The sequence below is a fragment of the Methylobacterium endophyticum genome (assembly GCF_050591105.1).
Classification (GTDB): Bacteria; Pseudomonadota; Alphaproteobacteria; order Rhizobiales; family Beijerinckiaceae; genus Methylobacterium.
The window spans coordinates 32,718-53,348 of the sequence record NZ_JBNHES010000009.1 but is presented as its reverse complement, the minus strand read 5'-3'; the positions used below and the strand labels follow the sequence as shown (position 1 = coordinate 53,348).

Annotated in this window: 20 protein-coding genes; 10 read left to right on the top strand and 10 right to left on the bottom strand. The window is 71.3% G+C overall.

Going from position 1 to position 20,631, the window contains the following annotated elements; all coding sequences use genetic code 11:
* Window positions 1-27 precede the first annotated feature (27 nt).
* From ACP56T_RS11960 to ACP56T_RS11925, 8 genes are all read left to right on the top strand, one after another.
* Window positions 28-501 carry an ureidoglycolate lyase gene (locus tag ACP56T_RS11960; RefSeq protein WP_430912339.1) on the top strand — a complete coding sequence of 158 codons (474 nt, stop codon included), beginning with the start codon at window positions 28-30 and terminating at the stop codon, window positions 499-501.
* A gap of 57 nt (window positions 502-558) precedes the next feature.
* A complete protein-coding gene (locus tag ACP56T_RS11955; protein ID WP_430912338.1) occupies window positions 559-1,287 on the top strand; it encodes an aspartate/glutamate racemase family protein in 729 nt (242 codons plus the stop codon).
* Window positions 1,288-1,411: 124 nt separating this feature from the next.
* The gene (gene atzD / locus ACP56T_RS11950) at window positions 1,412-2,518 is read left to right on the top strand and encodes a cyanuric acid amidohydrolase (protein ID WP_430912337.1); all 1,107 of its coding nucleotides are present in this window, start codon (window positions 1,412-1,414) and stop codon (window positions 2,516-2,518) included.
* Window positions 2,518-3,945 (top strand): dihydropyrimidinase, encoded by a 1,428-nt coding sequence (gene hydA / locus ACP56T_RS11945; protein WP_430912336.1) that lies wholly within the window; start codon window positions 2,518-2,520, stop codon window positions 3,943-3,945. The genes atzD and hydA overlap by 1 nt, the downstream gene beginning before the upstream one ends.
* 67 nt (window positions 3,946-4,012) lie before the next feature.
* Complete coding sequence (locus ACP56T_RS11940; protein WP_430912335.1) at window positions 4,013-5,008, top strand: ABC transporter ATP-binding protein; 996 nt, start codon at window positions 4,013-4,015, stop codon at window positions 5,006-5,008.
* Window positions 5,009-5,047: 39 nt separating this feature from the next.
* Window positions 5,048-6,322, top strand: coding sequence for an ABC transporter substrate-binding protein (locus ACP56T_RS11935; RefSeq protein WP_430912334.1), 1,275 nt, complete (start codon window positions 5,048-5,050; stop codon window positions 6,320-6,322).
* A gap of 238 nt (window positions 6,323-6,560) precedes the next feature.
* Entirely contained in the window at window positions 6,561-7,502 is a 942-nt protein-coding gene (locus ACP56T_RS11930) for an ABC transporter permease (protein WP_430912333.1), read from the top strand.
* Window positions 7,499-8,383 (top strand): ABC transporter permease, encoded by an 885-nt coding sequence (locus ACP56T_RS11925; protein WP_430912332.1) that lies wholly within the window; start codon window positions 7,499-7,501, stop codon window positions 8,381-8,383. Before ACP56T_RS11930 ends, ACP56T_RS11925 begins: the two co-directional genes overlap by 4 nt.
* 67 nt (window positions 8,384-8,450) lie before the next feature.
* On the opposite strand, the gene ACP56T_RS11920 is transcribed toward ACP56T_RS11925, so the two are convergent.
* Window positions 8,451-8,696, bottom strand: a complete 246-nt coding sequence (locus tag ACP56T_RS11920) for a hypothetical protein (protein ID WP_430912331.1) — start codon at window positions 8,694-8,696, stop codon at window positions 8,451-8,453.
* 180 nt (window positions 8,697-8,876) lie between these two features.
* Here ACP56T_RS11920 and ACP56T_RS11915 point away from each other — a divergent pair, with 180 nt between their 5' ends.
* A complete protein-coding gene (locus tag ACP56T_RS11915; protein WP_430912330.1) occupies window positions 8,877-10,316 on the top strand; it encodes an acetamidase/formamidase family protein in 1,440 nt (479 codons plus the stop codon).
* 7 nt (window positions 10,317-10,323) lie between these two features.
* Here ACP56T_RS11915 and ACP56T_RS11910 read toward each other — a convergent pair whose 3' ends face one another.
* Both ACP56T_RS11910 and ACP56T_RS11905 read right to left on the bottom strand, forming a co-directional pair.
* Window positions 10,324-13,074, bottom strand: a complete 2,751-nt coding sequence (locus tag ACP56T_RS11910; protein WP_430912329.1) for a molybdopterin-dependent oxidoreductase — start codon at window positions 13,072-13,074, stop codon at window positions 10,324-10,326.
* The gene (locus tag ACP56T_RS11905) at window positions 13,071-13,901 is read right to left on the bottom strand and encodes an FAD binding domain-containing protein (protein WP_430912328.1); all 831 of its coding nucleotides are present in this window, start codon (window positions 13,899-13,901) and stop codon (window positions 13,071-13,073) included. The genes ACP56T_RS11910 and ACP56T_RS11905 overlap by 4 nt, the downstream gene beginning before the upstream one ends.
* Window positions 13,902-14,093: 192 nt before the next feature.
* On the opposite strand from ACP56T_RS11905, the gene ACP56T_RS11900 reads away from it, so the two are divergent.
* Entirely contained in the window at window positions 14,094-14,303 is a 210-nt protein-coding gene (locus ACP56T_RS11900) for a hypothetical protein (RefSeq protein WP_430912327.1), read from the top strand.
* A 40-nt stretch (window positions 14,304-14,343) separates the two neighbouring features.
* Here ACP56T_RS11900 and ACP56T_RS11895 read toward each other — a convergent pair whose 3' ends face one another.
* The 7 genes from ACP56T_RS11895 to ACP56T_RS11865 form a co-directional block, all read right to left on the bottom strand.
* The gene (locus ACP56T_RS11895) at window positions 14,344-14,847 is read right to left on the bottom strand and encodes a methylated-DNA--[protein]-cysteine S-methyltransferase (RefSeq protein ID WP_430912326.1); all 504 of its coding nucleotides are present in this window, start codon (window positions 14,845-14,847) and stop codon (window positions 14,344-14,346) included.
* A gap of 423 nt (window positions 14,848-15,270) precedes the next feature.
* Window positions 15,271-15,528, bottom strand: a complete 258-nt coding sequence (locus tag ACP56T_RS11890) for a DUF6894 family protein (RefSeq protein WP_430912325.1) — start codon at window positions 15,526-15,528, stop codon at window positions 15,271-15,273.
* An 82-nt stretch (window positions 15,529-15,610) separates the two neighbouring features.
* Window positions 15,611-15,781: a hypothetical protein gene (locus tag ACP56T_RS11885; RefSeq protein WP_430912324.1), complete on the bottom strand. Its 171-nt coding sequence runs from the start codon at window positions 15,779-15,781 to the stop codon at window positions 15,611-15,613.
* A 149-nt stretch (window positions 15,782-15,930) separates the two neighbouring features.
* Window positions 15,931-16,404 carry a hypothetical protein gene (locus ACP56T_RS11880; RefSeq protein WP_430912323.1) on the bottom strand — a complete coding sequence of 158 codons (474 nt, stop codon included), beginning with the start codon at window positions 16,402-16,404 and terminating at the stop codon, window positions 15,931-15,933.
* 266 nt (window positions 16,405-16,670) lie between these two features.
* Complete coding sequence (locus tag ACP56T_RS11875) at window positions 16,671-16,973, bottom strand: hypothetical protein (protein ID WP_430912322.1); 303 nt, start codon at window positions 16,971-16,973, stop codon at window positions 16,671-16,673.
* Window positions 16,970-19,282, bottom strand: coding sequence for an FdhF/YdeP family oxidoreductase (locus tag ACP56T_RS11870; RefSeq protein ID WP_430912321.1), 2,313 nt, complete (start codon window positions 19,280-19,282; stop codon window positions 16,970-16,972). Before ACP56T_RS11870 ends, ACP56T_RS11875 begins: the two co-directional genes overlap by 4 nt.
* 312 nt (window positions 19,283-19,594) lie before the next feature.
* A complete protein-coding gene (locus tag ACP56T_RS11865; protein ID WP_430912320.1) occupies window positions 19,595-20,602 on the bottom strand; it encodes a hypothetical protein in 1,008 nt (335 codons plus the stop codon).
* Window positions 20,603-20,631: the final 29 nt, after the last annotated feature.

Below are 20,631 nucleotides of genomic sequence, written 5' to 3'. Positions count from 1 at the left end.
ACACAAGCCCCCGCCGGAGACGCGCGCATGCGCCTGATACCCATCGTGCCCATCGACGCGGCACGCTTCGCCCCCTTCGGCAGCCTGCTCGAAGCCCCGGACAAGGACCCGCGCCAGGACCGGGCGGCGGCCGTCGTGAACACGCGTCCCGGCGTGCCCGCCAATCTCGCCCTGGTGCGCAGCGAGCCCTACGCCACCGCGATGCCGCTGCGGCGCCTGGAGCGGCATCCGCATTCGAGCCAGGCGTTCCTGCCGCTCTCCGTCTCGGCCTATGTCGTCGTGGTCGCACCGGACGCGGGCGGCGTGCCGGACGAGGCGGGGCTCCTCGCCTTCCTCGTGCCCGGCGGCGTCGGCCTGAGCTACCATCCGAACGCGTGGCACGCGCATATGGTGACGCTCGACGCGCCCGGCGTGTTCGCCATGCTCGTCCACGAGGACGGCTCGGACGGGGACTGCGTCTTCGCGCGGATCGCCCCGGTGGAGCTGGCGCGTGAGGGCTGAGAGCGCTCGCTCTGCACGGCCCTTGCGTGCCGGAGCCGACCCAGACGGGCGAGGCGCATGCGGATCCTGCTGATCAACCCGAACACGAGCGAGAGCGTCACCGATCTCGTGACGGGCCATGTCCGACGCATCGCGGCGGGGGAGGCCGAGTTCGTGCCGGTGACGGCGCGCTTCGGCGCGGCCTACATCGCCAGCCGCGCGGCGCTGGCGATCGCCGCGCATGGCGCGCTCGACTGCCTCGCCGAGCATGTCGCGGGTTGCGACGCGGTCTATCTCGCCTGCTTCGGCGATCCGGGGCTCGCGGCCCTGCGCGAGGTCTCCCCGGTGCCCGTGGCCGGCATGGTCGAGGCGTCGTGCCGGGAAGCGTCCTCGCGCGCCGCGCGCTTCTCCATCGTGACGGGGGGCGCCCGCTGGGAGCCGCTGCTGCGCGAGATCGTCGCCGGGCTCGGGTTCGGCGACCGGCTCGCGAGCGTGCGCACCATCGCCCCGACCGGCGGCGAGATCGCGCGCGATCCGGCAGCCGCCCTCGACGCGCTGGCCGGCGCCTGCCGGGATGCCGCGTCGGACGGGGCGGGTGCCGTGATCCTCGGCGGGGCGGCGCTCGCCGGCCTCGCCGAGCGCATTCAGCCGTCCGTCCCGGTGCCGGTGATCTGCTCCGTCGAGGCCGGCACCCGCGCGGCGATCGCGGCGGCCGCTTCCTCGCGCGACGGCGCGCGCGATCCCGATGCCGGCTTCGACAGCGTCGGCCTCGGCCCGGCGCTGGCCCGGCTGCTCGCGCCGCGATGAGCCCCTGCCTGTATACAAGGCAGTGCCGGAGCGGGAGGACGGCTCCGGCGCTGCCCGATCGCGCGCCACGCCGCCACGACAGGCCGGACCGAACGACCTCCGCCCAAAGCCCCACGGATTCCCCATGCCAGAGTGCCTCGTCTTCCGCCTGCCCACCCGCCATCCCGCCGACGTCTCGGGGCTGACCGCGCTCATCGACGCCGGTGAGGTGGCGGCGTCCGAGATCGTCGCCGTCTTCGGCAAGACCGAGGGCAACGGCTGCGTGAACGACTTCTCGCGGCCGCTCGCCGTCATGGCCCTGGAGGCCGCCCTCGCCGCCCGGCTCGGCTGCGCCCCGGCCGAGGTCGGCGCCCGCGTCGCGCTGGTGATGTCGGGCGGCACCGAGGGCGGCCTCTCGCCCCATCTCCTCGTGCTCGCCCGGCGCGAGGGCGGGGCGGCGGGCTCCGGGGCGCTCGCGGTCGGCACCGCCTTCACCCCCGCCTTCGCGCCGGAGGATATCGGGCGGATGGCGCAGGTGCGCGCCACCGCCGAGGCGGTGCGGCGCGCCATGGCGGCGGCCGGCCTCACCGACCCGGCCGACATTCATTTCGTGCAGGTGAAATGCCCGCTGCTGACCAGCGCCCGCATCGCGCAAGCCCAGGGACGCGGGGAGACGGTGGTCAGCCACGACACCTACGCGTCGATGGGGTTCTCGCGCGGCGCCTCGGCCCTCGGCATCGGCCTGGCGCTCGGCGAGATCGACGAGGCCGCGCTCGACGACGCGGCGGTCTGCGCCCGGACCGACCTCCATTCCGGCCGCGCCAGCGCCTCGGCGGGCATCGAGCTGATGCACAACGAGATCATCGTGCTCGGCAACGCCCCCGGTTGGGGCGGCCCCTTGCGCATCGCGCACCGTGTCATGCGCGACGGCATCGATCTGTCCGCGATCCGGGGGGCGCTCGCCGATCTCGGCCTCGACGCGCCCGGCCAGCTCGCCCCCGAGCAGGAGGCGCGCGTCGTCGCCCTCCTCGCCAAGGCGGAACCCGCCAGTGACGGGCTGATCCGGGGCCGGCGCCACATCATGAACGACGACAGCGACATCAACGCCACCCGCCACGCCCGCGCCCTCGTCGGCGGCGTGGCCGCCGCCGCCATCGGCCGGACCGACCTCTACGTCTCCGGCGGGGCCGAGCACCAGGGGCCGGACGGGGGCGGCCCGGTGGCGATCATCGCGCGCGTGGACAACACCTGATGCCCGAGTTCGACCTCGCCATCCGCGGCGGCACCGTCGCCACCGCCTCCGACACCTTTCCCGCCGAGATCGGCATCCGGGACGGCCGCGTCGTGGCCGTGGCCGAACGCGTGGCGGATGCCGCCCGCACCATCGACGCGCGCGGCCTCTTGGTGCTGCCCGGCGGCATCGACAGCCATGTCCACATCGCCCAAGCATCGGGGCCGGGCATCGTCATGGCCGACGATTTCGCCTCCGCCACCCGCGCGGCGGCGGCCGGCGGCAACACGATGGTGATGCCCTTCGCGCTCCAGCCGCGCGGCGCGTCGCTACGGGAGGCGACGCATGCCTATCGCGCCAAGGCCGAGGGGCAGTGCCATGTGGACGTCGCGATCCACCTGATCGTCTCCGATCCGACGCCGGCGGTTCTCGGCCAGGAGCTGCCGGCGCTGATCGCGGAGGGCTACACCTCCTTCAAGGTCTTCATGACCTATGACGACCTCGTCCTGAACGACCGCCAGATCCTCGACGTGTTCGACCTCGCCCGCCGCGAGGGCGCCCGCGTCATGGTCCATGCGGAGGGCTACGACGCCATCCGCTACATGACGGAGAAGCTCGAGCGCGCCGGCACGACCCGGCCCTACGGGCACGCGCTCTCCCGCCCCGCGTCGGTGGAGCGCGAGGCGGCCCACCGCGCCATCAGCCATGCCGAGCTCGTCGACCTGCCCATCGTCATCGTCCATGTCTCCGGCCGCGACGCCATGGAGCAGATCGCCTGGGCGCAGGCGCGCGGCCTCAAGATCCATGCCGAGACCTGCCCGCAATATCTCACCCTGACGGCGGACGACATGAAGGGCATCGGCGACGCTGACCCGATGGCGGGCGCCCGCTACGTCTGCTCCCCTCCTCCGCGCGACGCCGACAACCAGGAGGCGATCTGGTCCGGGATCCGGCGGGGCATCTTCGACGTGGTCTCCTCCGACCACTGCCCGTTCCGCTACGACGATCCGCAGGGCAAGCTGAACCCGCGCGGAAAAACGTCGTTCCGCTGGGTTCCCAACGGCATTCCCGGCATCGAGACGCGGCTGCCGATCCTGTTCTCGGAGGGGGTCTCGAAGGGCCGCATCTCGCTCCAGCGCTTCGTCGCGCTGACAGCGACCAACCACGCGCGGCTCTACGGGCTCTATCCGCGAAAGGGCTCCATCGCGCCGGGCTTCGACGCCGACATCACCCTCTGGGACCCGAACCGGCGCGAGACCATCCGGCAGGAGAACCTCCACCACGGCAGCGACTACACCCCCTGGGAGGGGTTCTCCGTCACCGGCTGGCCGGTGATGACCATCGCGCGCGGGGAGGTGATCGCCGAGGAGGGCCGTATCCTGTCGCGGCCCGGACGCGGGGCGGTGATCCGGCGCGCCGTCGACCCGGACGGGCGCCCGCCCGCGTGAGCCGTGGCACCGTCTGGCCCGGCGCTTGCTCGCGGCAGCGGTGGATGCATCGGGTGATCGGGGCCGCATGGACGTCGAGCTGATCCGGCTGACCAAGCGCTACGGCGACACGCTCGCCGTGGACAATATCGACCTCAAGATCCGCTCGGGCGCCTATTGCTGCCTGCTCGGGCCGTCCGGCTGCGGCAAGACCACGACGCTGCGCATGATCGGCGGCCACGAGGCCGTCTCGTCCGGCGATGTCGTCATCGGCCCGCATTCCGTGGGCGACGCGACGCCGGCCGAGCGCGGCACCGCGATGATGTTCCAGAGCTACGCGCTGTTCCCGCACCTGAACTGCCGCGACAACGTCGCCTTCAGCCTCAAGATGCGCGGGGTCGGCAAGGCCGAGCGCCACGCCCGCGCCATGGAGATGCTCGCCCTCGTCCAGATGGGGCATCTCGCCGAGCGCCTGCCCGCGCAGCTCTCCGGCGGGCAGCAGCAGCGCGTGGCGCTGGCCCGCGCCCTCGTCACCGGCCCGAAGGTGCTGCTCCTCGACGAGCCGCTCTCGGCCCTCGACCCTTTCCTGCGCGTGCGCATGCGGGTGGAGCTGAAGCGCATCCAGGCGGAGCTCGGGCTGACCTTCATCCACGTCACCCACAGCCAGGAGGAGGCGATGGCGCTCTCCGACCTCGTGGTGGTGATGAACGGCGGCAGGATCGAGCAGGCCGCCGATCCGCGCACCGTGTTCGAGCGCCCGGCGAGCGCCTTCGTCGCCCGCTTCATCGGCGGCCACAACGTCATCGCCCTGCCCGACGGGCTCGTCGCCGTGCGCGCCGACCGCATGCGCCTCGGGCTCGATGCGGGGCCGAGCGCCCGCATGGCGCGGGTGGTGGCGGTGGAATACCAGGGCACCAGCGTCCATGTCGGCCTCGATGCCGAGGGGCTGGAGCGCCCGCCCGAAGGCCCCGCCGCGCTCACCGCCGTCGTCGGCGACGGCGCCTTCGCCGCCATGCCGCTCGCCCCCGGCGACACCGTCGCGGTGGGCTGGGACGAGGCGGCGGCACATCGTCTCCGGGCCTGACGCCCTTCACGCACCATCCGAGATCACGAGGCAGCAGCGATGAGCGACATCACCAAACCTTCCCGGCGCACGGTGCTCACCGGCGCGGGCGCTGCCGGGCTGGTGCTCGGGGCCGGTCCGATCACCGGCTTTCCGGCGGTTCATTCGGCGGAGCCCATCACGCTGCGCTATCTCGGCACGGCCGTGAACCAGTCCTCCGACATCGCCCGGAAGGTGAAGGAGGATCTCGGCATCACGCTCGAATACATCCCCGTCGTCACCGACGAGGTGACGAAGCGCGCCGTGACGCAGCCGAACTCCTTCGACATCCTCGACACCGAGTTCTTCAGCCTGAAAAAGATCATCCCCTCGGGCAACATCGTCGGCATGGATGCCAAGCGCATCAAGAACGCCGACAAGATCACCTCCGTCTTCACCAAGGGCGAGGTCGCCGGCAAGAAGATCGGCGACCAGGGCACCGCGCCCAAGAAGGTGTTCTATCTCGAGGGCCAGACCGGCAAGTCCTTCGCCGCCTCGCCGACCGAGTGGATCACCCTGATCCCCGTCACCTACAACGCCGACACGCTCGGCATCCGGCCCGACCTCATCAAGCGCCCGATCACGAGCTGGAAGGAGCTCCTGAACCCCGAGTTCAAGGGCAAGGCGTCGATCCTCAACATCCCCTCCATCGGCATCATGGACGCGGCGATGGTGGTGGAGGCCAGCGGCGACTACACCTATGCCGACAAGGGCAACATGACCAAGGCCGAGATCGACCGCACCATCAAGGTGCTGATCGAGGCCAAGCGCGCCGGCCAGTTCCGCGCCTTCTGGCAGGACTTCAACGAATCCGTGAACCTGATGGCGTCGGGCGAGACGGTGATCCAGTCGATGTGGTCGCCCGCCGTCACCAAGGTGCGCACGCAAGGGGTGGCCTGCACCTATCAGCCGCTGAAGGAGGGCTACCGCGCCTGGGCCACGGGCTTCGGCCTGCCCAAGACCCTCACCGGGCGCAAGCTCGACGCGACCTACGACTTCATCAACTGGTTCCTCTCCGGCTGGGCCGGCGCCTACCTGAACCGCCAGGGCTACTACTCGGCCGTGCTCGAGACCGCCAAGACCCAGATGGAGCCCTACGAATGGGCCTACTGGATGGAGGGCAAGCCCGCCGAGAAGGACATCAAGGGCCCCGACGGTTCCGTGCTGGAGAAGGCCGGCGCCACCCGCGACGGCGGCTCCTTCGACACCCGCATGGGGGCGGTGGCCTGCTGGAACGCGGTGATGGACGAGAACACCTACATGGTCCGCAAGTGGAACGAGTTCATCGCGGCGTGAGCATGCGGTCTCGCCGGCATTTCCGCGCATCCGCCTCTCCCCGCCTGCGGGGAGAGGGCTTCGCCGACCTCGTCGTCGGCGAAGCGAGGCGGCAGCCGAGGGTGAGGGGGCTTGCCCGGACAAGTCAGTCCCGGAGACGCCCCCTCACCGTCGCTTCCGCTCGGCTCGCCCCCTGCAAGGGGGGCTCGCCCCTCTCCCCGCGCGCGGGGAGAGGGGAAGCTCGTCGGCGGAGCGGGACATGACCGACGTCGTTTTGTCCGCTCCCGCGCGAGCCGCCGCCCCGCCCGCCGCCGGCCTCGGCGCGGTCGCGCGCCGCCGGCACCGCCTGACCTATCTCCAGGCGGCGCCGCTGGCGCTCGTGTTCGTCGTCTTCCTCGCGGTGCCCCTGCTGCTGACGCTGGTCGTCAGCTTCTGGGAGTACAACGAGTACGAGATCATCCCGGCCTTCACCCTTCAGAACTACCGCGACGTGTTCGAGGGCTGCACCAACGCCAGCGACCTCTGCACCACGGCGCGGACCTATCTCTCGACCCTGAAGTTCTGCGCGCTGACCTGGGCCTTCACCCTCGCGATCGGCTTCACCGTCGCGTATTTCCTGGCCTTCCACGTCCGCACCAAGACGATGCAGACGGTGCTGTTCCTGATCTGCACGATCCCGTTCTGGACCTCGAACGTGATCCGCATGATCTCGTGGATTCCGCTGCTCGGCCGCAACGGGCTCGTCAACGACACGCTCCAGGCCGTGGGCCTGACCAGGGCGCCGATCGAGGGGCTGCTCTATTCCGATTTCTCGGTGACGCTCGCCTTCGTGCACCTCTACACGGTGTTCATGATCGTGCCGATCTTCAACAGCATGGCGCGCATCGACAAGGCGCTGATCGAGGCGGCCTATGACGGCGGCGCCAGCGGCCGCCAGACCCTCTGGAACGTCGTCGTGCCGCTCTGCAAGCCGGGCATCGCCATCGGCTCGATCTTCGTCGTCACCCTGGTGATGGGCGATTTCGTCACGGTGGGCGTGATGGGCGGCCAGCAGATCGCCTCGGTGGGCAAGGTGATCCAGGTGCAGATGTCCTACCTGCAATTCCCGGCGGCGGCCGCCAATGCCGTGGTGCTGCTCTGCGCCGTCATGCTGATGATCGGCGGCCTCACGCGGCTCATCGACCTGAGGCGCGAGCTGTGAAGGACGGTCCCCGACCTTTCAGCTTCTACGTGCTGGCCGCGCTCTTCGCGCTGTTCGTGCTGTTCCTCTACGGGCCGACGCTGACGATCCTGGTGCTCAGCTTCCAGGGCCCGCAGGGCGGCCTCACCTTCCCGCTGAACGGGGTCTCGACCCACTGGTTCTCGCGGCTCTGGGCGGGGGTCGGCGTCGTCGACATCTGGGCCGCCTTCGGGCGCTCGCTGCGGCTCGGGCTCGTGGTGATGACGCTCACCGTGGTGCTGGCCTTCTTCGCCGGGCTCGCCTTCCGCAAGGGCTTCCGGGGCTCGGGCGCGCTGTTCGCGTTCGCCATCGCCAGCCTGATCGTGCCCTCGATCGTGGTCTCGCTGGGCATCGGGCTCGAGTTCCGGCTCATCGACGATGCCGTGAAGGGGCTGGCATCCGCCACCGGCTGGGGCTTCCTGCAAGACTACGGCACGGGCATGGGGCTCTACACCTCGGCGCTCGGCGCGCATCTCACCTGGACGCTGCCCTTCGGCCTGCTCATCATGTTCGCGGTCTTCAACCGCTTCGATCCGGCCTACGAGGAGGCGGCGCGCGACCTCGGCGCCAGCGGCGGCCAGACGCTCCGCCACGTCGTCGTGCCGATCCTGGCGCCGTCGCTGGTGGGCGTGGCGCTGTTCGGCTTCACGCTCTCCTTCGACGAGCTCGCCCGCACCAGCCAGGCCATCGGCGGCCGCAACACCCTGCCGCTCGAATTGCAGGGGCTCACCACGACGGTGACGACGCCCGAGATCTACGCGCTCGGCACCCTGACCACGGCGGTCTCGGCCCTGGTGATCGGCTGCGCGCTCACCGCCGTGACCTGGCTCGGCCGCCGCCGCGCCCGGCGCAGCCTCGGCTGACCCCCGCGCACGAAAAGGCCGGCCCCGCGAGGGACCGGCCCGATATCGTGAGGCATGTGCCGAAGACTCAGTGAACGTGACGATGCGCGCCGCGCGGCTGCACGGAGCCGGTGGTCGCGGGCTCGGCGCGGGTGCCGTCCTGATAGGCCGGCAGGTAGCCTTGCGCCACGAGCGGGCTCGCCGAGTAGCCGAGGCTGGCGGACGCGGCCGATGCCGGGATGCCGGCGGGGGCGGTGTAGCTCTGCGCGAAGGCGCCCCCGGCCGAAAGGCTCAGGGCGGCGGCGAGGGCGGCGGTGGTGAAACGAAGGGTCATGACGCGATCCTGAAAAGACGACGCGCGGTCTCCGAAATGGTGGCCGTGTGCTCCTGGTGATGCGTGATCTGGGAATGACGCCCCGGTTCCGGCGTGCGCCGCCGCACATGGCGTCGGGGCCCTGGCATGGCCGTGCCTTTGCATACATCCTCCGCGCGAACGGATGAGGGAGCGAAGACCATGTGCCGTGGCGACGATCCGAACTGCGTGGCCTTCGAGGAGCATAGGCTGCGCTACAAGCGCGACATGCTCCCCGAGCGGCGAGCCTTCCTGAAGAGCGGCTTCGTCGCCACCGGGGGGGCCGCCGCGATGGCCGCCGGCGGCCTCTCCCTGGTGAGCCCGGCCCTCGCGCAGGCGGCGGCCAAGGCCGTCAAGACGGCGGCCCATTATCACCTGCCCGCCACCGCCGAGACGGTGCACTGGGGCTATTTCAGCAAGAGCCTCAAGCCCCAGGTCGAGATCGCGTCCGGCGATTTCGTCACCATCGAGACCCTGACCCACCACGCCAACGACGATGCCGAGCGCATGGTGACGGGCGATCCGGGCGCGGAGAGCGTCTTCCTCTGGACCAAGGACAAGAAGGGCGTGGCGCGGCGCGGCGCCGGGCCCGAGGATGCCAAGCTCGGCCCCGGCGGCGGGCTCGGCGTCCATATCTGCACCGGGCCGGTGGCGGTTCGCGGCGCCGAGCCCGGCGACGTGCTGGAGGTGCGCATCCTCGACGTGACGCCGCGCCCCAGCGCCAACCCGAAGTTCAAGGGCTCGTCCTTCGGCAGCAACGCCGCCGCCTGGTGGGGCTACCACTACAACGACATGCTGGGGGGCAAGAAGCGCGAGGTCGTCACCATCTACGAGGTCGATGCCACCGGCGGGCGCGATTGGGCGAAGGCGGTCTACAACTTCCAGTGGCCCGGCGTGACCGACCCCTACGGCGTCGAGCATCCGACCATCGACTATCCCGGCATCCCCGTCGACCACGCCAAGACCAAGCGCAACTGGGAGGTGCTCAAGGGCATCCGCCTGCCGGTGCGCCCGCATTTCGGCACCATGGGGCTGGCGCCGGCCGAGGCCGAGATGGTGAACTCGATTCCCCCGAGCTACACCGGCGGCAACATCGACAACTGGCGCATCGGCAAGGGCGCGACGATGTATTACCCCGTCGCCGTGCCGGGCGCGCTGTTCTCGGTGGGCGATCCCCATGCTAGCCAGGGCGATTCCGAGCTCTGTGGCACGGCCATCGAGTGCTCGCTGACCGGCACCTTCCAGTTCGTCCTGCACAAGAAGGCCGATCTCGCCGGCACCTCGCTCGAGGCGCTGGACTTCCCCATGATCGAGACCGCCGACGACTGGGTGCTCTCGGGCTTCAGCTATCCGAACTACCTCAAGGACCTCGGGCCGGACGCGCAGAACGCGATCTTCGCAAAGTCCTCCATCGACCTCGCCATGCGCGACGCCTTCCGCAAGATGCGCCAGTTCCTGATGCAGGCGAAGGGGCTGACCGAGGACGAGGCGATCTCGCTGATGTCCATCGCGGTGGATTTCGGCATCACCCAGGTGGTGGACGGCAACTGGGGCGTCCACGCCATCGTCAAGAAGTCGATCTTTTCGGAGCGGACGGCCTGAGCCGTTCTCAGCCGGCGGAGGAGGATGCTTCGCCGGCTGAGATCGCATCCTTCACGGCGGAAAAGATCCGGTCGGGCGCGAAGGGCGTCGCGGTGAGCCGGGCGCCGGTGGCGTCGCGGATGGCGTTGCCGAGCGCGGCCGCCACCGGGTTGAACGGGCTCTCGCTCATGGATTTCGCGCCGAGCGGGCCGATGCCGTCATGGGTGTCGGCGAAGATCACCTGCGTCGTCGGCACGTCGGCGCAGGCGGGGATGTGGTAGGCGCGGAAGACCGGCGTCTCGACGCGGCCTTCCGCATCGATGCGGACATCCTCGTAGAGGGCCGCGCCGAGGCCTTGAGCCACGCCGCCCTCGACCTGCCCGCGGCACTGCATCGGGTTGATGACCTTGCCCGCATCGGCCGCCTGCACGCTCTTGAGGATGCGCAGCTCCCCCGTCTCGGGATGCACCGCCACGCGAAAACCCTGCACGTTGAAGGCGATGGAGCGCGGCGTGCCGTCCGCCCTCCCCTCCGCCGAGAGCCGGCCGAGGGCGCCGAGCGGCAGCAGCCCGCCCGGATGCGCGACGCCCTCCGGCGTGAGCCGGCAGTCGGCGGCGGGAACGCCCGTCTTCGCGGTCGCCGCCGCGAGCATCGCCTCGGAGAGGGCGGTCGCCGCGCGAAGCGTCGCCTGCCCGGCCACCACGGTGCCGGTGCTGCCATAGGCGCCGGTATCGTGGGCGACCGCGTCGGTATCGGCCTGCCGGATGCGGATGCGGTCGGTGGTGGTGCCGAGCGCTCCCGCCGCGATCTGCGCATGGACCGTGGTGGTGCCGTTGCCGAACTCGGCGGTGCCGATGTCGAGGGCGTAGGCGCCGTCCGCCTCCAGGGTGATCCGGACATGCGCGAAGTGGCCGCGCGGCGGGATCGTGTCGATCATGGCCATCGCCATGCCCTGCCCGACGCGCCAGCCCTCGGGCGCCGGCTCCCCGGCGGGATCGGCCATCGCGGCCTGCGCGCGGTCGAGGCACTGGTCGAGCCCGTAGCTGCCGTATTCCACGTCGTGCGGTTCGAGGCTCGTGGAGACCATCGGGTCGCCGGGGCGCACGGCGTTGCGGCGGCGCATCTCGAACGGGTCGATCCCGAGTTGTCGCGCCAGCTCGTCCAGGGCGGATTCGACCGCGAACACCGTCTGGCTGAGGCCGTAGCCGCGAAACGCCCCGCTCGGCAGGGTGTGGGTGTGGACGGCATAGCCGTCGACCCGCTTGTTCGGGCAGCGATAGACCGCGATCACCTCGTTGCAGCCGTGATGCAGCACGCCGCCGGCATGGTTGGCATAGGCGCCGGTGTTCGAGACGACATGGAGCGCGATGGCGGTCAGGGTTCCGTCGGCCTTCGCGCCGAGCTTCACCCGCACCCGCATCGGGTGCCGGGTGGTGGTGCCGCAAAACTGCTCGCGGCGGGTCATCTCCCATTTCACCGGCCGGCCGGTGCGCAGCACGGCGAGCCCGACGAGATCCTCCGTCAACATCTCCTGCTTGCCGCCGAACCCCCCGCCGACCCGGCCGCAGGCCACGCGCACCCGCTCCCGCTCAAGGCCGAGCAGGCTCGCCAGCGCGTCGCGGGTGAGGAACGGGACCTGCGTGGAGGAGCGGATCGTCAGCCGGCCGTCCGGGTCGAGCCAGCCGAGCGAGCCGTGGGTCTCCAGATGCGCGTGCTGGACGCGCTGGGAGACGAAGGTCTCCTCGTAGACCGCATGGGCCTGCGCGAAGCCCGCCTCTACGTCGCCGATATGGCCGTGGGCTTCCGCCGCGAGGTTCGGATGCGAGAATAGCGGGGCTGCGTCCTCGCCCGGCCGGTCCGATCCGTCATGGACGAGAGGGGCGTCGGCCCGCAGCGCCGCCTCCGGGTCGAGCACCGCCGGGCGCGGCGCATACTCCACCCGCAGCGCGCGGCACCCGGCCTCCGCCGCCGCCTCGCTCTCGGCGATCACCGCCGCCACGCGCTGGCCGACGAAGCGGACGACGCTGTCGAGCATCAGCGTGTCGGCGGCGTCGTCCGCCGGGTTCTCGTGGCGGGCGGTGGAGAAGCGCCTCGGCGGCACGTCCTCATGCGTGAGGATCGCCACGACCCCCGGAAGCGCCAGCGCCGCCTCGCGGTCGATGCGCAGGATGCGCGCATGCGCGTGCGGCGAGCGCAGCACCCGCAGATGCAGCAGCCCCGGCAGGGCGATGTCGAAGGTGAAGGCGGCCCGCCCCGTCACCACGCCGGGCCCGGCCGGCGCCGGCAGGCTCCGGCCCACCGGGTCGACCCGGTCGCGGTCGTCCATGGAGGCGATGCCGGCGACCGCGTCGCGGATGGCGCGGTAGCCGGTGCAGCGGCAGAGATTGCCTTTCAGCGCATCGCCGAGATCGCATTTCTGGCCCTGGTCGAGGGCGGCGGCCGTCATCACCATGCCCGGCGTGCAGAATCCGCACTGGAACCCCTGCGCCGCAAGGAAGGCGTCCTGCATCGGGTGGAGTGTTTCCGGCACGCCGCCTTCAGGATCGCAGGGGCCGGCGAGCCCCTCGATGGTGGTGACGCTGCGCCCCGCCGCCCGGAAGGCCGGGGTGACGCAGGAATGCACCGGCTCGCCGTCGAGATGAACGGTGCAGGCGCCGCAATCGCCCGCGTCGCAGCCCTTCTTGACGCCGAACCAGCCCTGCTCGCGCAGGAACGTGCGCAGGCACTGGCCGGGACGCGGCGCCGCATCCGTTTCCTGCCCGTTGACGAGAAGCCTCATGCCGCGCTTCCCTCGTGCAGTTCCCGCCGGATCTCCTCGGCGAACAGGCGCGTGACATGCGCGCGCCAGGCGGGCGCGCCGTGGAGGTCGTCGTACCAGAGGTCGTCCGGGACCAGCGCCGCGAGGTTTTCGCGCAGGGCGTGGGCGGAGGGGATGGCCGGTAGCCTCAGCCTCAGCGGCCGGCGGGTGGAGGCCGTCACCGTCAGGGCGAAGCCGCCAACCTCCGGGTCGAGCGTCCCGATGACGAGGGCGCCGGAGCGGCCGTTGGGGCTCAGCGAGACGCGGCGGAAGGCGGTGCGCCGCCGCAGGGCCGCCGCCGGGATGTCGATCCGGCGCAGGAGCTCGCCGGGGCGCAGGGCCGTCGCCTGGGGGCCGCGCACGAAGTCTGTGACGTCGACCCGGCGCTCGGCGCCCTCCGGCGTCCAGATCACGCAGATGCCGTCGAGGGCGGCGGCGAGCGAGGTCATCGGCCCGGCGGGGAGCGCCATGCAGAGATTGCCGCCGACGGTGGCGGCGTTGCGGATCTTGAAGGAGCCGAGCAGCGAGCGGCAGCATTGCGGGATCAGCGGCGCGGCGATCCAGGCGGCGGGGAGTTCCAGCCGGTCGAGGGCCGACACGGTGCAGGTCGCCGAGACCGAGAGCCCCGCCTCGCCGATCTCCACCGCCGGCCAGCCGAGGCCGGAGATGTCCACGAGCCGGAAGAGTTCGGGCTGCGGCTCGGAGAACAGCCAGGTGCCCCCCGCGAGCCAGGCGTCGCCCGGCCTCCAGGCGGGAAGCGTGTCCCGCGTGCGCGGGGCGAGCACTGCGTCGATGCTGTCGAGATCCATGGAAACGATCCCCGGAGTCGCTCCGCCTCCGGCGGAAACGCCTCGCTCCTTTTGGTGGAACGCATTTCTTCGCGTGAGCCGGCGCCACCTCACGCGAAGAAATGCTCTAGCAAGACCCTTTCCACCCGTGCAGCGCAGGATCGCGACACGAGAGACTGGTCCTGCGCCGCCGGGACTGCCATATGAGCGCCCATGGCAGATCTCACGGACGTCCCCCACCCCTACTCCATCGAAGTCGCTGCGCTCGAGCGGCCCGCCGGCTATTTCGGCTGGGCCCTGCGCCGCAGCGGCAAGCTCATCGAGCGGTCGGACCGGCCCCAGGCCACCGAGCAGAAGGCTTATGCCAACGCGCTCACCGCCCTCGAGCGCAACCTGATGCCGGGCTTCGACCGGCGCGGCTGAGCCTGTCGCGGGCGCTTTCCGTGCCCGCGACCCGGACGCTTCAGGTAGAGAGCCCGAATTCGGCCTGCGCGCCTTCGAGCCGCAGCAGGAAGGCCTTTGCGGCGAGCCCGCCGGCGAAGCCGGTCAGCTTGCCGGACGATCCCACGACACGGTGGCAGGGGCCGACGATCGAGATCGGGTTCCGGCCGTTGGCGGCCCCGACCGCCCGCACCGCGCCGGGGTTTCCGATCCGACGGGCGAGATCGCCGTAGCTGCGGGTCTCGCCGAAGGGAATCTCGCCCATCGCCCGCCATACCGTCCGCTGGAACGGCGTGCCCCGTACATCGAGCGGCAGCGAGAACGCGCGCCGCGCCCCCGCGAAATATTCGCCGAGCTGCCGCTCCGTCTCGCGCAGCACCGGGTGGCCGGGATCCCGCGCGCCCCAGGGGAGAGGCACGCGCCTCGGATCGTCGTCCTCCCAGAGGATCGCCGCGAGGCCGGTCTGCGTCGCCACCAGCGTCAGCTCGCCCACCGGCGAGCGCAGGGTCGTGTGAGCGGTCGGCATCTCTGTCCTCGCCCGGACCTCCCGATCCCGCGATGGTCGTCCCGAAGGCCGGGGCCGGCCTCCCGTTTCCCGCTCGCGAACCGAAAAAAGCCCGCCGGCGCGAGCCGACGGGCCTCATGCAGGGTCCACGCCCTTCGTTCCGACGAGGGAGCTTCGGCCCTACCGGCAGCGGACCGGCTGGGGAACTCGACCGTTCGTCGCGCGAGGGGCCACTATCCCTGCCGGTGGTGGTTGGGTGGCGTGTCCTGGTCCGCGTCGGCGGCACGCGGCTGATGGAAGCTACTGCCGTGATGTCTCATGGCCGACCTCCTGTCTCTATCGGCCGGCGCGGGGACGATGCGCCGGCAAAAGGGAGGCTAAGCCCGTTCGGCGGGGCGTGGCAAGGGGGTTCGGCAGGGGAATCCGCGCCGTCGCCGCTCTTCGTCAATGAACCGTTCCAGGGTCCGGCTCGGGGGCCTCGATGCCTTCCGAGAAGGGAAATTCCAGCACCACCTCGCCCGCCTCGTCCGTGACGACGAGCCGCGCGCTCATCAGCCTCGCCTGGCTCTTCGTGCTCGCCATGGTGGCGCGGATGGTGTCGCGGGCGACCTCCCAGGCGTGATCGGGATCGCGCAGCTCCACGCCCGCGTCGTCCGCGATGACGTCGTCCCCGAGGTCGGTGTGGAAGTAGTAGCGTGGCATGGCCGCCGTGCCTCCTCGCGCGCCGGTTCGGATGCCCGGCCAACGGCCGCCGCCTCGGGACGTTCCGCGCCGGGGCGTCTTGTCAGGTCGGCGGAGAGCGCTTGGCCGCTGCCGCCACGCGGACGAGGCCGCTCTCGGCGTCGGGGTTGCGCAGCTCGCGCATGCCGGGCGCACGGCCGCTCGCCAGATAGGCCAGCAGCGTCAAGGCCAGAACGATCTTCGAACCCGTCCTCGCCGTCATGGCGCGCGTCATGGCGCGGTCCCCTCGTGGTTAAGGGGCAGTGCCTAGGATCGGGCGCTTTCGAGAGTGTTAAGCCCTGCCGGCCGGCGCGGGGGCGCGTCCGGTTGGGTGAACGGAGGGTTACGGCGCCGCGAGGAGCGGCCGACCGACGATGCGGGCGGCTACCAGCAGGCCTGCGGCAGGCGCCTCTTCCAGCGTTCCCCGCGCCGCAGGGGCGCTCCGGCGCCGGCGGCGAGGCGGCGCTTCGCCGACCGCTCCGGCAGCGCCGGAGACGGCGATCCAGCGGCGTCCTCGTCCGGGCTCGGAGCGTCGGCCTCGGCAACGGCGGCCTCCGGCTCGTCCCGCAAGGGCGCGGCCGCCTTGACGACCCGCTTGACCCGGCGGACGCGGGGCAGCGGCGGCTCGGCGGCGACCGGGGCCGGCTCGGCTTCCGGGGGAGCTTCCGGGACCAGCAGGCTCGGGAGCACGCGGGGCGCGGCGGGGGCTGCCGGCGCGAAGATGTCCCAGGCGGGGGCCCGGACCGGCTCGGGGCGCGGAGCGGCCTGGACGCGGCTCGGGATCATGAGGGAGGCACTCTGGCGGGTGCCCGATTTCACTTCGACGGTGAACGACCGCCGCACGCGCTGGCGTGACATGCTGATGGAATCTCGATGGGTCCGAGGGGGGCGCCCGAGAGCGCCTGAGAGCGAATGCGCATCTTTGGCGAGTTTGTCGAGCAAAAATTACCGGACCGTTTGCATCGGCCGCGCGCGAACGCTTTTTCGGAGAGTCGAAAAGCAGGCGATGACTTCGGCGGTCGGATCTATGCTTGCAGAGCGATCCATCGCCGTGGCCGTGAGCGTGTTTCGCAAGACGACGGCCGTCCGTTCATCCGCCGACAACCTGTGGCTGTCCTTGCCGCTCAGGCGATCAGGCCGCGCAGGACCGCCTCGCCTTCCGGGCTCGCCTCGTAGCGGGTGCGCTGGGTGCGGCGGTCGCGCGCCGTCGTCGCGAGGAGGCCGTGTCCGGCCAGCGCGTCGAGGGCGCGCAGCACCAGGGCGTGCTCGACCCCGAAGACCCGCGCGAAACTGCGGCTGTCGGCGGCGAACCCCAGATGGAGCCCGGCGAGGATGCCCGCTTCGAGCAGGCCGAGGTCGGGGCGCATCGCCGCCACGGTGTCGGTGGCAGCGAGGAAGGTCTCGGCGTCGGCCGGGGGCTCGCTCATGCCGCCGCCGGCATCGCCCCGCCCCGTGGCAGGACCTTCACCAGAACCGATTTCGAGGTCGGCGTGTCCGAGAGCTCGCCGAAGGTGGAGAGCGGCACCAGCACGTTGAGCTCGGGATAGTAGCCGGCGAGGCAGCCGCGCGGCATGTCGAAGGGCACGAGGCGGAAATCCTCGGCGATCCGCGCGATGCCGTCCTCGTGGGCGCAGACGAGATCGACCCGCTCGCCCGCCCGCGCCCGCAATTCCGCGAGGTCGGCGGGATGGGCGAACACCACGCGGCGCTCGCCGTAGACGCCGCGATAGCGGTCGTCGAGGCCGTAGATCGTGGTGTTGTACTGGTCGTGGCTGCGGAAGGTCTGGAGGACGAAGGTGTCGCTCGTGGCGGCCGCGCGCTGATGCGCGGTGGCGACGGGCAGCGCGTCCGCCGAGAAGCCGGCCTTGCCGCTCGCCGTTTCGAACACCCGCTCGGCGGCGAGGTTGCGCAGCATGAAGCCGCGCGGCCGGCGCACCCGGACGTTGAAGCCGGAGAAGCCCGGAACGGTCTGCTCGATGAGGTCGCGGATGCGGTCGTAGTCGTCGGCAAGCGCCGCCCAGTCCACATGCTCCGAGCCGACGGTGGCCGCCGCCATGCCGGCGATGATGCCGATCTCCGAGCGCAGCTCCGGGGAGGCCGGCTTGTTGATGCCGCCCGAGCCGTGGACCATGCTCATCGAATCCTCGACGGTCACGATCTGGACCTTGCCCTTCGTATTCCGGTCGATTTCGGTGCGGCCGAGGCAGGGCAGCAGGTAGGAGACCCGGCCCGGCAGCAGGTGCGAGTGGTTGAGCTTCGTCGCGATGTGGACGGTGAGTTCGCAGGACGCCAGTGCCTTGGCCACCAGGGGCGTGTCGGGCGTGGCGCGGGCGAAGTTGCCGCCGAGCCCGATGAAGGCTTTCGCCGATCCGTCGAGCATGGCGCCGATGGCGGCGAGCACGTTGTGGCCGTGCCGGCGCGGCGACACGAAGCCAAAAGCGCGGTCCATGGCGTCGAGGAAGGCGGCCGGCGGCTTCTCGTTGATGCCGACGGTGCGGTCGCCCTGGACGTTGGAATGCCCGCGCACCGGGCAGAGCCCCGTGCCCGGTCTCCCGACATTTCCGCGCAGAAATAGGACGTTTGCGATTTCGCGGATCGTCGCGACGGAATGGCGGTGCTGGGTCACGCCCATGGCCCAGGTGGCGATGACCTTGTCGGCGCCGAGATAGACGTCCGCCGCCGTCTCGATCTCGGCGCGGGTCAGGCCGGACTGGTCGAGGATCGCTTCCCAGGATGTGGCGTCGACGGCGGCCCGGTAGGCCTCGAAATCCGAGGTCTGGCTACGCAGGAAGGCGCGGTCGAGAAGCGATGGCTTGCCGGCCGCCCGCGCGGCGTCGTCGCGGGAAAAAACCACCTTGGCCAGCCCACGGAACGCCGCCATGTCGCCGCCGAGGCGCGGCTGGAAGTAGTGGCTGGCGATGGGGCGGCTCGCCCCGCGCAGCATCTCGACGCTGTTCTGCGGATCGGCGAAGCGCTCGAGCCCGCGCTCGCGCACGGGGTTGAAGGCGACGACCCGCGCTCCGCGCTCTGCGGCGCGGCGCAGGTCCGCCAGCATGCGCGGATGGTTGGTGCCGGGGTTCTGGCCGACGACGAAGATCGCGTCCGCCTTCTCGAAATCCTCCAGCAGCACCGTGCCCTTGCCGATGCCGATGGCCTCGGTGAGCGCGATGCCGCTCGCCTCGTGGCACATGTTCGAGCAGTCGGGGAAGTTGTTGGTGCCGTAGTGGCGCGCGAAGAGCTGATAGAGGAACGCCGCCTCGTTCGAGGCGCGGCCGGAGGTGTAGAACTCCGCCCGGTCGGGATGGTCGAGGCCGCGGAGCGTCGCGCCGATCTCGGCGAAGGCCTCGTCCCAGGTCACGGGGACGTAGCGGTCGCTTTGCCCGTCGTAGCGCATCGGGTGGGTCAGCCGCCCTTCCATCTCCAGGGCGTAGTCGGTCCAGCCGCGCAGTTCGGCGACGGTGTGGCGCGCGAAGAACTTCGGCGGGGTGCGCTTGTCGGTGGCCTCCCAGGAGACCGCCTTCACGCCGTTCTCGCAGAACTCGAAGGAGGAGCCGTGGGCCGGGTCGCCCCAGGCGCAGCCGGGGCAGTCGAACCCGTCCGGCTGGTTGGCCGAGAGCAGCGCGCGGGCGCCCGACAACGGCGCCCGGCTGCCGAGAAGGTGCTTCCCGCAACTCTTCAGCGCGCCCCAGCCGCCGGCGGCGGAGGAACGCTTGGGGGCGGCCTGAGGACGGTCCATGGAGGTCCGATGCGCGAGAGGCTGGAACACCATCGGCTCCCCGTCCGCCGCGCTCTTCGCGGCCGGCGCGGGCGAAGCCGGCGGGCATGCTCCGATGTAGCAGGTCGCGACCGCGCGTTGATCGCCGCCTGGGCGCGGGCTATCCATGCACAAAACGCATGAATAGCCTATTGTTCTGGGTGAGCTGCCTGTTTTTGGAATAATTCGATGGTCGCGACCCCGCTCCGGCGACCGCGATGCCGCATCCTGGACGAGCTGCGGCGCGGATCATCTCGGCGGCGGCGGGTCATCCGCCGCCGGCCGAGGGCCGCCTCAATGGCCGGAGCCGTGGACGGTGTTCACGTTCGCCTGGATGGTGGCGAGGTTGCCGACGAAGACGTGGGAGATCAGCTCCTCGACCTCCCGCGTCCGGTCCGGCGCGCCGCTCGTCTGGTCGACAACCGAGACGTTGTTGGTGCCGTGGTTCGGAAAGGCCTGCGCGGCGAAGTTCGGGCATTGCCCGGCCTGGGCCGGTAGGGCCATCGGGAAGGCCACGCCGTGGCAGTGCTGGTCCAGCGTCCGCCGGCTGTAGAAGCCGACGCCCCAGCCGAGGTCGGGGCGCATCCAGGCCATGGCCCGGAAGCGGTAGTTCGAGGGGGCGTAGTTGCCGTCCGGGCTGACGGTCGGCGCCACCTCCTGCCATGCCGCGCCGTCGAGCGACAGGCCGTAGAGGCGCGTCAGGGTCCGGCTGCCGAAATAGGCGGCCGGGATGAAGGGCACCGGCGTCGCGCCGTTGCCCGCGCCCACCGCGTGCATCGCTTGCGGCGGCGGACGGCCGGCGGCGGAGGCGTCCCAACGGACCCGGTAGCGCAGCTCCGCGACCTCCCGCGCATCGAGATAGGGGAGCGGCCCGAGCGCGATCCGCGTCTCGTAGCGCAGGCCGGGGAAGGTCTCGCCCGTGGCCCATTCCCTGGGACGGACATTCACGCCGAGATGCCGCCGGCCACTGCTCTCGAGGGCGACGATCTCGGAGGTGCCCGCGCATTGGTCCCCGGCGTCCTGGGGGGCGGCCCAGGGCGGCTTCGGGCCGTCGCAGCGCGGCGCCCCGGCGGGCAACTCGGCGAAGGGGAAGAAGTGGACGGCCTGGATGTGGCGCCCCAGGTCGGCCGTGTCGACGGTCTCCTGCCCGAGCACCCGCAGGGAGTCGATCGCCCCTCCGTGCCGTCCGCTGACGCCGATGGCGAGGATGCCGTTGTCGATCTCCTCGGCGCCGGCAGGGGCGGACAGCGCGGCGACCAGGGTCAGGCCGGCAGCCAGGCGGAGGGCTTCGGAAGGCGTCAAATCGCGGTGCTCCGGGGGGGGGGCGAGCG

Excerpts from the sequence above, each read along its gene's own strand:
- ACP56T_RS11960 (WP_430912339.1), top strand. The coding sequence starts at position 28 with ATGCGCCTGATACCCATCGTGCCCATCGACGCGGCACGCTTCGCCCCC.
- ACP56T_RS11955 (WP_430912338.1), top strand. The coding sequence starts at position 559 with ATGCGGATCCTGCTGATCAACCCGAACACGAGCGAGAGCGTCACCGAT.
- atzD (WP_430912337.1), top strand. The coding sequence starts at position 1,412 with ATGCCAGAGTGCCTCGTCTTCCGCCTGCCCACCCGCCATCCCGCCGAC.
- hydA (WP_430912336.1), top strand. The coding sequence starts at position 2,518 with ATGCCCGAGTTCGACCTCGCCATCCGCGGCGGCACCGTCGCCACCGCC.
- ACP56T_RS11940 (WP_430912335.1), top strand. The coding sequence starts at position 4,013 with ATGGACGTCGAGCTGATCCGGCTGACCAAGCGCTACGGCGACACGCTC.
- ACP56T_RS11935 (WP_430912334.1), top strand. The coding sequence starts at position 5,048 with ATGAGCGACATCACCAAACCTTCCCGGCGCACGGTGCTCACCGGCGCG.
- ACP56T_RS11930 (WP_430912333.1), top strand. The coding sequence starts at position 6,561 with ATGACCGACGTCGTTTTGTCCGCTCCCGCGCGAGCCGCCGCCCCGCCC.
- ACP56T_RS11920 (WP_430912331.1), bottom strand. The coding sequence starts at position 8,696 with ATGACCCTTCGTTTCACCACCGCCGCCCTCGCCGCCGCCCTGAGCCTT.
- ACP56T_RS11915 (WP_430912330.1), top strand. The coding sequence starts at position 8,877 with ATGTGCCGTGGCGACGATCCGAACTGCGTGGCCTTCGAGGAGCATAGG.
- ACP56T_RS11910 (WP_430912329.1), bottom strand. The coding sequence starts at position 13,074 with ATGAGGCTTCTCGTCAACGGGCAGGAAACGGATGCGGCGCCGCGTCCC.
- ACP56T_RS11905 (WP_430912328.1), bottom strand. The coding sequence starts at position 13,901 with ATGGATCTCGACAGCATCGACGCAGTGCTCGCCCCGCGCACGCGGGAC.
- ACP56T_RS11900 (WP_430912327.1), top strand. The coding sequence starts at position 14,094 with ATGGCAGATCTCACGGACGTCCCCCACCCCTACTCCATCGAAGTCGCT.
- ACP56T_RS11895 (WP_430912326.1), bottom strand. The coding sequence starts at position 14,847 with ATGCCGACCGCTCACACGACCCTGCGCTCGCCGGTGGGCGAGCTGACG.
- ACP56T_RS11890 (WP_430912325.1), bottom strand. The coding sequence starts at position 15,528 with ATGCCACGCTACTACTTCCACACCGACCTCGGGGACGACGTCATCGCG.
- ACP56T_RS11885 (WP_430912324.1), bottom strand. The coding sequence starts at position 15,781 with ATGACGCGCGCCATGACGGCGAGGACGGGTTCGAAGATCGTTCTGGCC.
- ACP56T_RS11880 (WP_430912323.1), bottom strand. The coding sequence starts at position 16,404 with ATGTCACGCCAGCGCGTGCGGCGGTCGTTCACCGTCGAAGTGAAATCG.
- ACP56T_RS11875 (WP_430912322.1), bottom strand. The coding sequence starts at position 16,973 with ATGAGCGAGCCCCCGGCCGACGCCGAGACCTTCCTCGCTGCCACCGAC.
- ACP56T_RS11870 (WP_430912321.1), bottom strand. The coding sequence starts at position 19,282 with ATGGACCGTCCTCAGGCCGCCCCCAAGCGTTCCTCCGCCGCCGGCGGC.